Here is a 14,087-nt window from a genome sequence, read left to right as displayed (position 1 = left end):
GAAACCATGTATATGACATGAAATCGGGTAGGGACAGGCAAAGAAAAAGCCCAAATATCGGTGAGATGTTTGGGCTTTTACGCGTTCAGTTAATGCAGCGTGACCAATTGGTTAGATTCCGTTGGCGCGTATTTCATTAACCAATTTTTATAAATGAAGTAAGAAGAAACGGTCGACACATATTCGTCGTTCTTTGACGCCCATTCTTGATACGTTAAGTTTAAAGAAGCGGTTTTCTTTGCCGCACAATACTCTGCTTTCAAAAAGGATTTCAACGACTCAAAACTGAAATCGAGGATCTGATAATGTTCCAAAAACATAATGATGTTTTCATCAAATGTTTCAAATGGATTCGATGTGGTGTTTAACTCGTGCGTATGATGTAGTTGCATAATATTAACTTAGTATTCTTATCTTTAGTTAAACCAAACTTTCGAATGGCTATAAATGTTTAGGAAATGCGTAGACGTACACTCCTTTACTTTTGATATATCTACTGTTTGCAACGTTTGACGTAGTTAGTTTTTTCTTTTCTTAAAACCTTCGGTAAAACAAGGCTTTAAAACAACCACATTCGCTATAAAAATGTGAGTGCTCTTATTATTATTTTTGTTATCAAATTATAGCATTTTTTAGTTTTTGGACTTGTTGCTACTGTCGTACAGTGTCCGTCCATGTAAAACAGTATGCAGATGAGTGTGGTACAATATGTCAATTAACGGAAAGAATTTTAAGACTTAGTATAAAATTTTGAATAAAGGTAACAATATACTAAACCATTAAAGTTTCCGTTAACTCGAAACAAAACCATTCTATCAATTATTAACGCCTTGCTAAGTGGCAAATGATAATGCACTCAATTGCATTAATATCTGTTTACCAAGATCCCCTGAATTCTTCAACAAAATTTGGTATGTTTTGGATTGATTCTCATAATGGAGACTTTATTACATTTTCATTTGGAATCTTCATTCAAGTAAATTGTGCAACGGTGAAATCTAATGAGTCATGTTTCATGGCTTTTTGACTTGAACGGGTTTCTATTTTACCCCCCGTTTACCCACTGAACCCTTTTGAACTATCGGACGATTCAACTATCGGGGGGATACGAAGAAACGGACTTACATAATACTCCCATCCCCACAATGAGAGAGATGATTATGGAACGTTTAAATGTTATGGATTCAGTTGTAGCATCATTAAAAGACGGTGAGGCAACGTTCATTATGACGGCAAGCCCAAAGGGTGAAGAGTATGTGTACTCCGTTGGCGTGTCGGTCAGTACAGATAACGCATTCGAGATCGCCATTACCGGCTTAAGTCCAGAACAAATGCACTTCTTCGGAAACCATTTTGCTCAACACATCAAAGAACGCGTGATTGAGTTAGATGAACCTATCACTTATGTTGAAGAGGTATTCAATGTGCCGGTTGCATTGGTTAAAGTATCTCAAGAGCATATGCATGATGGTACGTTCACCGTTGCTGAAACCACGCTGGACATGACCGACAAGCAAATTCCGATGTTTCAACTGGTTTTACCCGACCCAAATGGCCGCTTTCCGTGGCAAGAGCACGTCGACTCAAAATGGAAAAAGTATCAAAGCATCTTCTTTGATGTGCAACAGATCGAAAACTTATACAACTAGATAGAAGAACATCCATTTCTCCATATTACGACTGTTATTTGACCAAGGATGGACAATTTCAACCCATGAATAGCTATGTATTTCCATGCAGTAAACGGGCGGGATCTTACTTTATTCAGATCCCGACTGTTTGGTCTGAAAAGGCCACTGACAGTGAGTATTTCTCTACCTCTCGTTATCAATCCCCTAAAGCCAGTGCAGAAACATACGTTAAAGCGCAACTCGCGTATATTTATGGCGACATGCGAGCTGCATTAATTCTCGCGTACCCACGATGGGTAAAGAAGCTTAAGTATGGGTGCCAAGTGTCAGTGAGAGAAACACAACGAGTCAGTAGAGGAAAGCCATACCCAGTATTCGACGTATCTTGGACTGAGTTTACATCTGATGAATTTGGAGTAAGGACGTCGAAGCGGAAGAGAACATCACGGTCTTATAATGTCGAGAATAAAGCAGAAGTTGCACACAACGTAACTTTATTTGTGGCCAGTCTTCGCGCAGAGACAACGGCCAGTGTCCTACACCACTCGGCTCTGAACTTTGAATACGACCTGAGTGAGTTAACGCGCTCTTAGATTAACGAAGATAGGGGATGGGTATTTACATGCGCTGACGATGAACAGTCTCATCAGCTCATGGTTATTGCTCATCTCGGTTATCGTCTACGCAAAAGAACCCTGCTCTTAACTGCGAACACGCTTCCAAGAAAGATTCTGTCTCTTGTCGACTGACATTGTAATCCAGTCTATGGAGTGCCTTGAAGTGGATCTCGCTAATCACATCACAATGCTTAAGAACCCAATCGGGTAACTTGTATTTAATCGAACGCTTCATCGTACTAATACCACCACCCTTTGCGCCGAGTTCTTTCATGCGACTTTCTAGGTATTTACCTTCTGCAACAATCGCAAGAATCCGATCATTGAGTGTGTCAATTGGGTACTCAGGCGGTGAGGCATTCGGCTGGTGGTTTGATGATTGGCACTGAGCGCTACATAAAAGCTCATCTTCTGCTTGGCCTTCTAAATAGCGCTGCAGCTCCACTTCAGGAGAAAAATCCACGATTTGCTTATGATGCTCAGTTAAGTCACCGCTAATGATCCCTCTTGACGCATAGAGGTGCGTCAATTTATCCGCTACCTTCTTGCAGCATTCAGCGTCAAATTTATTGGTTTCATGCTCAGAACATGACATTTTGTGGAAAATCGCATTTACTTCGTCGCGAACATCATTACCGTTAGGTGTAGGAAGCAGATGCGTCAAATTGAGTTCATCAGTGCTTGCTTTGTTGTCACGTCCCTGTTTTTTGTTACTCATAAGCCACCTAACTGCAATAAGATTGGAGTGATAATTTTCTAATAGTTTTGAATATAGTAATTAAGGGATCTGCTATTGGCAAATAGGCATCTTTAATAAACGTCTTACCGGATTATATGCACAATCCCGTGTAATGAAAGGGCTTGCAGCTATCTAACGAGTGAATGCTTTTGTTTATAGAGATATCAATGGCTTAAGCAATTGCTCTAGACAAGTTGATGATTTCATTGACTCAAATCATTCGTTGTTTTGAATCCGGTCACATTTATTGGCACAAGATCAATCTTTGTAGCATTTGCCATTGCGAATAAAAGAAACACAACATACATCACACCCTTCGATTACGTGCTTGTTGGTACTCCACGAACTGAAACGCATCCAGTATATGAAGATACTTCAGTTACCCTGCTCAAATATTACTCAACAATAACATTTTATGTTATCGCATAAAGGGGTAGGCTCCTTTGCCATCACTCCACCACCTGCGTGAATATTGTCTTTGAACGACATTGAAAGCACGCTCTTCGCAATCATGTCATCCATTTCACTTGATATTCAGGGAGAGTGACATCACAGAAGCAATCCTGATGTCACTTTCCCTGACAAGTGCCAGCTCTTAACCAGCATGACGTCTATTTCAATTCCAGCTCGGTATCTGCACGCAGCTTGATGGCGGTTTTAACCAGAACTTCTGCCCAAAAGTCCGAGCTCAGAATCTTCATCATGCTGAATTTAGCTTTGGTGTAGTTCTGTATGTCCGTGACTTGGTATTCATCTCTTAGTCCTTCACGGATCTCGAAATGCGTTTTCACTTCGTCTGCAAAGCCTATATCGACAGCTTCAGCCCCGGTCCAGATGTAACCGGTAAAGATGTCCGGGTTATCCGTCATCAATTTCTCGCCTCTACCTTCAATCAAGGCATCTTTAAATTCTTCGAACAGCGGCTGGAGGACATGCGTCTCAATGTGCTTTGTTGCTTCTGGGTTTTCAGGTAAAAATGGGTCCAAAAGCGCTTTGTTTCTACCCGCCGTGTACGTTCGTCTTTGAACTTGAACTTGTTCAATGAGTTTGTCGAACCCCCATGTATCCATTCGTACCCCGACACTGCCAATCAATGAATTTCTATGTGCATACACCTTGTCAGCGGAAGAGCTGATGTATAAACACGCAGAAGCACACATTTCTCCTATCGAAAAATAGACCGGCTTATTTGTCGTTTCTCTCATGGACATTAAGGTGCGATGTAAAATCTCTGCCTGCACGGGACTCCCACCAGGTGAATTGGCTTCGATTAAAATCGCGTGCGCGAGAGGGTCTTTCATTGCTTTCCTGATGCTTTCTGAAAGTATGGTGCCGTCAGCGGTAGGGCTGCCTCTTTCTACCGCTCCCTCCAGTTGTATGAGCGCTATGTGCGGAACCGGCATGTTGAAATAGTGACTTCGGTATATGGTTTGACCGACCGCGAACAACACACCAAAAACAATGAAACCAACCTTAATCCGATTTAGGTTGTGAATAGACCGGTATCGCTGCGTAAACTCTTTGAGGTTTTCTCTCAATGACTTTGGTTCTTGATTCTTCTTTTTAAATATCCGCATGTTATTGATTACCTATGTCTGTTTAAAAGCGTTGGAATTCACGCATGATCGTGGTGGTTAATAGGATGCATAAACCAATGAAAAATAGGGGTAAATATCGCCAGAATCCGCCATCAATGATGGGGACAACAAGGAAGACCCATAGTGAAAAGAGAATGATGAATATCATGCGAAAGGCCATTGCCGCTATTTTCACGTTGTGCTGTGTAAAGGCGTAGATTCGCTTACGATATTCGTAGTAAGAATCACTCATGAACGCGAAGATAAGCACCCCGCCTAAAAGAAGCCATTCCATGAGTACGTTCAGTCGAAGTATGCTGCGATACCACCACATCTTTGTGTTATCCACCAGCCGCTCTGATATGCCTGCAATAAAGACCCCGGACCCATTTGTTTTTTCAGGTTTGATATAAAATCTATCAATGACATTGGAGATGCCCGTATCGACCATCGTCGTCTGGTATTGACCGTTTACACGGTCGAACACTATTTCTGATTGCTCTTCGGTCATTGTCGACTGAACAATGGACACCTCATCGATGACGTCGGCTCTAAATTGCTCCGCTGACATACCAAACCAGCAATACAACAAAGAAAAGAACCAGATCATAAACCCCAGCCTTACCCACGGGTTTAGTATCGAGACACCATCACCGAGTAGGGCTTTGTTACCTTCGTCGATAAAAGATTGGGTATCATGCGCCATGAGCAGCCTCCAATATCTTTTCAGGTTTGAGTAACAGGTCTAACAAATTCACCGAGCGAGGATCTTCGAAGGCGTAGGGTGCGATACCCATTGTATTGAGTTCAGGACGACCGAAGAGTTGAGGGAGCAGTAACAGGCTCAGTTGGCGACAATGTTTCTCGCTCTCTGAGGTTAGTTTTCTGTCAATGACTTCCATGCAACATACGCGGCTGGACGTAGCAAAGTCTGAAAATGAACAGCGAATCGGGTCCCAGATTAGGTCGCAGCCTGCCTTTGTGTCTTCTGATGTGACCATGACTTTGAACAGTTCTGAGGTTCGGTCAAACACTTTCAAAAAGATGTGCTTGAAGGCGACTTCCTTGCCGTGTGTTTCATAATGCTCATCCCATGTATCGGCCATCTCTCGCAATACCACGTCAAGTAAGAGTTCTTCTTCTCCTTCATTGAAAGAAGCTGGCACAACGTCACCGAATAACCTCACTACTCGCATTTGAACCTCACCAAGAGACGGCCAAATAAACGCTTGATAATTCAATCGCTCGCTCAACTCTTTATCGATCGTTCGATTCAGATAAACGCTGGCAGTAATTTTTTTGAATTTGGTCGATACTTTCATAATATTTCCTTAACGTGGCTCTACAGGCAGGCGGAGTAGGGTTTTATTTCCATTTGAGAAGCTGCATATAGCTTGCAAATTGGGTAAGGCCGATACCATGAACGGTGGAAATAAACTGCGCTCTTCTGATGACTCACGTACACCAGAACCTGAATTGAATGAAGAGACGGAATCTTGTGTTGAGGCGCTGTTTGAAATCATCTTTTGATGCTTTCTTAGATCGGCAGCCCCCATCTTTTCTGATACATATTCACGAGTTACTTTGCCTTCACATCGCATGGCGATGGTATTGGCACACAGCTCGGTTATCCTATCGGCGGTCGCTTGCGAGGTTTTTTCTACGATGTCGGGCATGGACTGGGTACTTAAGTACAGTTCGTATTTGGATTGACGACCGACGGCGAGTAAATTCAGGATTGGATCATTAAGCGCGTTATGGGCTTCATCAACCATAAAGCAAACCTCTGGCTCTTCTCCTGTACCAAAGTTATAACGTTCAGCTGACGATGCCGCTGCAGCTGCCGACACAAGCTTCGATAAGGTGCCTGAAATCACTGGGTCTGTTAAACCGTCTGTGGCGCAGTACAGCACTCCACCTGTGTTTGATAACTCGCGTAAATTGACGACGTTCGGTTGGTTGTCCGACAAATTATTTAAATCAGGGGACAACAAAGTATCTAGAGGCGCCGAACAAAGTTGTTCCAGAATTGCATTCAATGAGCCAGTTTTGGTGCTCACTTCAGATGACTTTTTATGGAAGGCGTCAATGATCCCTGAAAGTTGAGAGCAAGGTTTGTCTTTGGCCATGACATCGGAATAATACATGATCATATTTTCAAGCCAGTCTTGCGAGCCCATGGCCTTGATGCGACCGTTCATTTGGGCTTTCCAGTCCACACCTATTTCTTGACTGAAGTACGTTTCACACGTTTTCTCTACCAGACGAACTAGACCTTCACGCAGGTAGTAATGAAGGGTACGAAGTGTGAGTCGTTCACCGATGTATTCCGCTGCCTGAGTAATTTGGTTTACACGTTCCCAACAGAATTGTTTAAATACTTCCCCAGAAGAGCCGCCCGTTGGAATACATTCAACGACACGGGTTGCCAGTTCCGATGTTCGGTTATAGTTGGCTAGGCAATCAACAACGACAGACTCTGATGGCCGTGCGGGGGCAAAATAGTAGAACTGGTCCCCTTTACCCTGACGAACCATCTCTGCTTTCAACCCATTTCGCATTTCCGGCGTATTTTTTGGGTCGATGATGATGAGCAAGCATTTTCGCTTTGACCACAGTTTGTTTAATGCGATTAACTTTAACAACGTTGTTTTGCCAGAGCCCGGAACGCCGTAGATGATTGTGTGTGCGCGGCCTACATCATAATGCACAGTCACAGCTTTCTCGTTGCCCAAGGCCATGAGGAATGGCTCCCCACCTAATGCTTCGTTCAGATCAGGGTTATAGGGGATAAACTTCCTTAAATATAAAGGCACTTTTTGGTCGCGGCGTGCAGAAGGGAGGGCGTTGATTTTATACATATTGATGGCGTGCTCAGGCCCCCAATTAAAGCCGGTCCCTAAGTACATGCGGTCTTTGTATTTTTCTGCCTTCTTTCGAGTGTCTTCCAAAGACTCTATATCCAGTTTGTTTGAACACAATCGAGCTTGCATCTTTAGAATTGGCCATGCTTCAGAAGATCGTTTTGCGGCCATGACAAAGCTGGTGGCCATACCTAGGCCTGTCAGCATCACCGTATCGGGAGCCGGTGTCTCAGTGAATAGGTTGTACAATGCTTGATATCCACCAGCGACACTGAAAAAAGCACCCGAAGCCAGCCATGCGCGAGCTTGTTGTATCTCAAACACTTCACGGAAGTAGTCTTGAATATCGTCATACAGGGGTTTTGTCTTTGACTTAAACATCAGAAGCGACTCCATTAGCAATTAAGTTCAATTCTTTGGCGAGGTTTGAATCTAAAATTAACTTCTCTTGCTCGCTGTTAATGGTGAGCTTTCCTGCAAAGAAATCGAGGTTATCCATACGCTCCGGCCTACCATAGTCATTGAAATTTTTAATTTGATCTAAGAACAGCTTTTCGCCCACACCGAACAGCTCTGCGAAGGCTTTGACGCAACTGCTGTCCAACTTGATGTGCTCTGTCGCGTCAATGCCCAATACTTTCCCTGGCTCTATGTCATCTCCGAAGCGGTCAAAAAAGGCCATTGTATTCATTTCCATGTTGGTCATCTCTACAAGACAAAGAACCCACGTTTTGTGCGCGTAGATCGCATTTCTTGAGCTGTAGCTGACAATGGAATCACCATCGGTCCTACCATTGGATAGCGCCCATGCCATCACATAACACAAGGTTCTTAGGTCTTTATCAGACACATTTTTTAAAGCGGAAGCTCTTTGCGGTGCTTTCTGTGTTTGGGACTTACGCCCTTTAGCTGCGGTGGCTAGAGGTTTGGACGACGGTGCCTGAACCGGTTTGTCGTCAGCTGCGTTGATGTTCATGCCATCCCATACACTAGGTGCCGCATTGTTTTCTTCCACCGACTGATTTGTTTCATTTTCGAACACGATTGTTGGCCCCCTTGTCTTTGACGGTGAGTTTGCCTTTGTGGTGTTCGTCTTAGTCGCTGCTTTTTTCGTTGCTGGCGTTTTCGTTGCTGGCGTTTTCGTTGCTTGTGGTTTGGGTGCTGGTTTCTGCGCAGGTACGTTGTTTTGAGCAGGTGTCGCTGTTGCTGGCTTCCCATCGTTGCTCGTGTTGGCCGGTGCTGGTGCATTGATCTGCTGCGGGGTCGTTGTCGGTGATTGATTTTCAGCAGCTTGCATGAGTTCTTCAGGTGGTTTTGGTAGCCCCGGCAAATTCAACGAACGAGCCTTATTACGATTCACTTGGGAGCCTTGCTCTGGGTCCAAGTTATAAAGGGTCTGAAATGGGTTATCTTTTGGCTCGGTATAATCCAAGCTGCCTTTGGCGTCGATTGTTAAGCGTTCGCCCATGCTAGAAAATTCGATGTAACAGTCTTTAAGGTTAGGTGGGCGTAATTCACCTTCGAAGACCAAATCTGGATAACTGATACGAACGATATCAACTTGTCGCATCTTCCCTTGCTTCGCTGTAAATGTGAGCCTCACAAAGTCTGACTCTTCGTGCATCGGCTCCACAATACCTAGCTCTTCCATCTCCTGAATCACGATACCAATGTTGGATTCAATTCTGGCTAGGTGACCCGAGTTGCTAGAATTGGCGTTCATGTGGCTGATGATGTCTTGCACGCCATTTCGGTAATCGAGATATACCTCCCCATCAATGACATACATGCGAGCACCGATTTCATTGACTTTGTTCCAACGGTTTTTTCGTAAATCACGGATGGCCGAGATAATGCCGTGACTCTTACCGGCTTTACGCTGTCCGATGAGTTTGTGGAATTGGGTTCTACGATCTCGTTCGGCACTGAGCGCATCGGCACGGCGCAATGGTTTCTCGATATACCCTTCCTTACGGGCATAATTCTGCAGCGCGTCAATGATTGGTCCTGAAAGGTTATCGTTAGATTGATATAACCAGCGCTTTGCTGTGTCACTCAGAACTCTGTCTAATAACAGCACTGACAGCTTCTCATGGTAATGATTAGCACGGCGTGGATTCCAGCTAACGGTGTAGCGGTCAATACCGTATCTTTCACTGAATTCGTAAATGGTTTCAATTTGTGGGTTCCAGGTAGTATCCAGCTCTTTCCCCGAAACCCTCATGTCAGAAATGACTTTCCCTGCATCATGCAACAAACCTGTTAACCATGCGGCAAAGCGCCATCGCGGTTCTCGTAGCATCTCCTCATCTTGGAATCCGATAGCCAAAGGCCGAGAGCCCTTCGACATTCTTAAGGTCATTAAGGCAACATCTAATGAATGACGAAGTAGGCCGCCAACTTCATTGTGATGATGGTACTCACTAGCAGGCAGTAGGTGGAAAAATGAAATCACAGAACGGATCGCGTGCATGTACGTGTTCATAAAGCATGGCGTCAGGTTTTTATCTGTACCTTCGAGCATGCCTACGGCAAGGAAGGTTTCCTTAATAATGCCTCTATAAGCGAATAAAATGTCCCCCTCCGTTAAGACAGGGACACCATCTGGCGTCGGCGGGTATTTGATCATGCTTGCGACTTCTTTCTGCAAGCGTGTGATCTCCTGCTGCTGCTTCAAAATAGTTTCACTGGCGAACTCCTCATGCAGCTCACCAGTTTTCAAGCGCAATTTCTCTTTTACGATAATTGCACTTTGAGTTAATTTTGATCTGACGCCATCAAACATTCGCATTAAGCTGATTCCTGTAGTGACTCATCGGATTTTTGAGTTATTACGGTTTGAATTTCTTCCGCACTCAGTGGGTCTTCGTCTTCGCCTAATATCTCAGCGCCACCAGCATGAATATCCACCGGTTCTGCTTCTTGCTCAGTTTCAGCTTCATTCAATGGAGCCGACACGTTATCTGGCTGCTCATCGGTGACCTCTTCAACCACCTCTACTGGTTTCAACTTTTGATTGATTTGTTGATTAACGCGTTGGTGTGTTGTGCCGCGACCAGTGTCTAGCGAGCGAAGTTGGTTGGTAATACGGAACACGTCGTTAGAGAAGCGCGACATCGTAGAAGCGAGTTTGATTTTCGCGTACTTGTAACGTTCTTCGTCGACATCGCCTACCATCCAAAGTACTTCCATGACCGCCATCGAGTTGTCGAACTTTCGAATGACCTGCAACACACGTTGGAAGACAGGGTGGGTCACATCGATGACGACTTTGTGGTTATCTGGTACTTCGATTTCAGGAAAAGGTACATTGCGATTTTGTTTGCGGTATTTACGCTTCACTGCATCAGCCTGTCTTGCAAACTCACCTTGACCTTCTTCCAAATGTTCAAAGTTGGTTTCAAAGATAGACACTACCGCATCACGGTTTTCATCGTTGTCTTCGGTGGACTCGTACAGCGTCGCAATTCGTTGTGTTGCGCCAACCAATTGACCGCCTTTTTGACCTAAGTAGCGGTACATTGTCTCGCTTCGACACACGATTGAAACGGGGATGTGGCGTCGCATTTGCTTAAATTCAGCCATGGTGATTCTCCTTAGAGATTGATGAGTTCTGGGTAATGGTCAGCGATGACCTTTTCTAGCTCGCCTATTTTTCGGTTGTATTCCCTGCTTAGTGGGAGCCCTCTATCTGCAATGAAAATGCTGAGTAATACGCGTCGTTCCTCTCGAAGCGTTTTATAGCGCTCCCTTAATCCGAGGTAACGTCGTGTGGGTGGACTGATGATTTTCTTAAATGCTAGGAACAGCTTTAATTCCCAATCCCTCATGTATTTTTTACATTGTGATTTGGAAAAAGGGTGGGTCAGCACTTTGTAGGGAATCTTGTTCTCTGACTTGTTCTCGTACTTCGTCGCGAACTTAGGAATTTCATAGTATTTCTCTGAATTCGGAATCTTCTTATCGGGATCAAAGTGATACGCCTTCTTTTTTGTTGTTTTGTTTAAGCGGCTCATGTCACGCATTCGAAGTTCAAAACACATCACCATCTCCCAACCGTCTCTGTCTTTGGTGTAATACTTAGTCCCAATCAGTACATGGCCTGTATTGGCGAACGTGCTTCTACGGTTGTAAGAATTGTCTTTGATAATTACATGGTTCTGTTCGAGCTGAGGTTTTCGGTAATACTTGTCAGCCAAGTCTTCCATTTCGGCTATAAGTTCACCGGCTTCGGCATAGACCGCCTTCAGTTCCATTGCATTACGTTTTAGGTTCTTGGTGATCAAACCCAATTTTAAATCTGCATGGATATCGTCTTTTTTAACCTGAACATCAGCCTCAATGTCCTCAGTAAGAACATCAAGTTCGTCTGTTTGAACGTCAAGGACATCCGCCTGTTCATGCATAAACCCTGTCTCCTTCCCAAATGGGGTATTGGTTGATACTGCATGAAATAAATCGACGTTTTTTCAAATAAGGGACGAATTTTCGCTAATAGATTTCAGAATTGCTTTCCGAATAGGGCAGGTCTGCGGGTGTTTACGTTGGTATGAACAATGGTTCAATCATGAAAGTCGTATCCACGAATTTGAATTTGTTCAGCCTAACACTTTGTCTCGCTATGACAGGGAAGGGGGACTAGACATGACCAGCGTTCGTGGAATTCAGCTGGTGACCAACGATTCGAGCTCGTGCAGTCGCTCAACTCAATTTCTCTGAATGACATTGGAACTAATGACTTTCCACCAGCTCCTCGGCTGGGAACCGGCGGATGACCAGCACCCAAGAATTTCTTCCGGCGCAGATGTCGATTCCCATGTCTTGCACTGACACGGGATGATGTGTCCCGGCACCAGCGCCGGTTTATCACCCGAGAACCTGCTGGTCACGAGTATCACCTGGGCCTCGCTGGTATGAAAATTATCAAACTCAATGTCATTGCCTGACACTGAATGCAATAAACCTGGCACCAGCTCCTCGGCTGGCCAGCGCCCTGGTGTTCGCTCCGGCGTAGATTTCGATTCCCACATCTTTGAATGACATTTCAGTTGCGAGCCAGCCACCAGCGCTCAGTTTTCTGCTGGTCATCAGGACCTCGACGTTATCTACCTCTTGGACAGGCACTGGGAGATGAACATTTCTGGGCCGAATGTACTCTTAGGCTTTTTAATCAGGCAATGACTAGCAATGGTGTCCGTGGCTTAAGAATTGTCAGTATGTATTCAGTAAGCTCAAATAGAAATTAATGGTCGGTAAGTAAACTTCCATCTTAAGCACAACCCCAACATTTTAGCCTGACTGTCGGTATTCTGATCAGGCAAGAGCGTCGGTTTTTCACCCGAGAACCTGCTGGTCACCAGGCGATGCTAGTAGCAAAAACTGAAATTCAATGTCATTGCCTGACACGGGATGATGTGACGCAGCACCAGCGCCGGTCTTCAGTTGACCCTGGCGGATGACCAGTACCCAGGTTCTTGCTCGGCGTAGGTAACGATTCCCATGTCTTGCAGTGACACGGGATGATGTGACGCGGCACCAGCGTCGGTCTTTCACCCGAGAACCTGCTGGTCACAAGTATCTCCGGGGCTCGCTGATAAAAAAAACTGAAACTCAATGTCATTGCTCGACACTGAATGCAGTAAACCCGGCACCAGCTCCTCGGCTGGGACCCGGCGACTGGCCATTACCCCGGAGCTCGCTCCGGCGTGGGTATTAATACCCCATGTCTCGCACTGGCACTGGGAGATGAACACTCATAGGCTTTGGTGAACGAACGGACCTTTTGCTCGGGCAGTGCGGCGCCAATTAGCTTAGGGCCTAAAACAGTCGGGCTATTCAAACTAATCAAAATCAACACGAATGACTTAAAGCTCGACCAAATCTCAAGCCTATTGAATCAACTTGGTACGACGGATTGTTAATACCAAGCTCAATATCTCTGACCGACACGGGATGTTATGACCCGGCACCGGCTCCTCGGCTGGGAACCGGGCGATGGGACTCGGCGGATGACCAGTACCCAGGCGCTCGCTCCGGCGTAAGTATCATTTCCCCATGTCTCGCACTGACACGGGATGTTATGACGCAGCACCAGCGTCGGTTTATCACCCGATTACCTGCTGGAGATGAATGCACGGACCGGGGCTCGCTGGTAACTAATATCCAAGTTCAATATCTCTGACCGACACTGGACGTTATGACCTGCCACCAGCTCCCTGCCTTGGAACCGGCCGATGACTAGTACCCAGGCGCTCGCTCTGGCGTGGGAATTAATCCCGCATGTCTCGCACTGACACGTGATGGCATGACGCGGCACCAGCGCCGGTCTTTTAACCGAGAATCCGCTGGTCATCGTGAGTTGAGAATCCGTCAAAGACAATTGGCTTGAACACCATTTTCTAGATTGTTTAGTAATTAATTCATATTCATTGTCACCCCGAGAAATTGAACCGTCTCGGGCAACGACTCAATCTTGGGTAGTACCGTTCGGCTTGAGATGATTTTTGGATATTTATATTTATTTTTTTGTTTTTAAGAAGGGCTGTACCGCTCAGGATTCCATTTCAATGTCTTGGTTAGACTCTTTACGGTTAGCCAGTGGTCATTGATTCACTCTCGGGCAGGGTCGAATCATATTCATGGGATGTCACGGTCGATGA

The 14,087-nt window shown here is 45.1% G+C and carries 11 protein-coding genes; 2 read left to right on the top strand and 9 right to left on the bottom strand.

What is annotated here, in order from left to right:
* Positions 1 to 89 precede the first annotated feature (89 nt).
* On the bottom strand, positions 90 to 392 hold the full coding sequence (locus tag AB4384_RS08750) for a hypothetical protein (RefSeq protein ID WP_102305682.1): 303 nt from the start codon (positions 390 to 392) through the stop codon (positions 90 to 92).
* Positions 393 to 1,160: 768 nt separating this feature from the next.
* Between AB4384_RS08750 and AB4384_RS08745 the strand changes: the two genes are divergently transcribed.
* Together AB4384_RS08745 and AB4384_RS08740 are read left to right on the top strand one after the other, a co-directional pair.
* Entirely contained in the window at positions 1,161 to 1,649 is a 489-nt protein-coding gene (locus AB4384_RS08745) for a DUF4262 domain-containing protein (protein WP_162299039.1), read from the top strand.
* 65 nt (positions 1,650 to 1,714) lie between these two features.
* Complete coding sequence (locus AB4384_RS08740) at positions 1,715 to 2,224, top strand: hypothetical protein (RefSeq protein ID WP_136987118.1); 510 nt, start codon at positions 1,715 to 1,717, stop codon at positions 2,222 to 2,224.
* Positions 2,225 to 2,288: 64 nt separating this feature from the next.
* Here AB4384_RS08740 and AB4384_RS08735 read toward each other — a convergent pair whose 3' ends face one another.
* The 8 genes from AB4384_RS08735 to AB4384_RS08700 form a co-directional block, all read right to left on the bottom strand.
* Complete coding sequence (locus tag AB4384_RS08735; protein ID WP_154723884.1) at positions 2,289 to 2,966, bottom strand: hypothetical protein; 678 nt, start codon at positions 2,964 to 2,966, stop codon at positions 2,289 to 2,291.
* 632 nt (positions 2,967 to 3,598) lie between these two features.
* Positions 3,599 to 4,564, bottom strand: coding sequence for a S49 family peptidase (locus AB4384_RS08730; protein WP_154723885.1), 966 nt, complete (start codon positions 4,562 to 4,564; stop codon positions 3,599 to 3,601).
* A gap of 22 nt (positions 4,565 to 4,586) precedes the next feature.
* Positions 4,587 to 5,270 (bottom strand): DUF4400 domain-containing protein, encoded by a 684-nt coding sequence (locus tag AB4384_RS08725; RefSeq protein WP_081230206.1) that lies wholly within the window; start codon positions 5,268 to 5,270, stop codon positions 4,587 to 4,589.
* Entirely contained in the window at positions 5,260 to 5,886 is a 627-nt protein-coding gene (locus AB4384_RS08720; protein ID WP_086715022.1) for a hypothetical protein, read from the bottom strand. Before AB4384_RS08720 ends, AB4384_RS08725 begins: the two co-directional genes overlap by 11 nt.
* A 9-nt stretch (positions 5,887 to 5,895) precedes the next feature.
* Entirely contained in the window at positions 5,896 to 7,809 is a 1,914-nt protein-coding gene (gene traD / locus AB4384_RS08715; protein ID WP_162299038.1) for a conjugative transfer system coupling protein TraD, read from the bottom strand.
* Positions 7,802 to 10,219, bottom strand: a complete 2,418-nt coding sequence (gene mobH, locus AB4384_RS08710; RefSeq protein ID WP_372129340.1) for a MobH family relaxase — start codon at positions 10,217 to 10,219, stop codon at positions 7,802 to 7,804. Before mobH ends, traD begins: the two co-directional genes overlap by 8 nt.
* Positions 10,219 to 11,013 (bottom strand): hypothetical protein, encoded by a 795-nt coding sequence (locus tag AB4384_RS08705; RefSeq protein WP_136987113.1) that lies wholly within the window; start codon positions 11,011 to 11,013, stop codon positions 10,219 to 10,221. The genes mobH and AB4384_RS08705 overlap by 1 nt, the downstream gene beginning before the upstream one ends.
* A gap of 11 nt (positions 11,014 to 11,024) precedes the next feature.
* Positions 11,025 to 11,834, bottom strand: coding sequence for a hypothetical protein (locus tag AB4384_RS08700; protein ID WP_136987112.1), 810 nt, complete (start codon positions 11,832 to 11,834; stop codon positions 11,025 to 11,027).
* Between the last annotated feature and the right edge of the window lie 2,253 nt (positions 11,835 to 14,087).

The organism is Vibrio sp. 10N.261.51.A4, from assembly GCF_041471945.1.
GTDB classification, from domain to species: Bacteria; Pseudomonadota; Gammaproteobacteria; order Enterobacterales; family Vibrionaceae; genus Vibrio; species Vibrio crassostreae_C.
The sequence above is the reverse complement of the archived record's forward strand: the minus strand, read 5'-3'. Positions and strand labels throughout refer to the sequence as shown.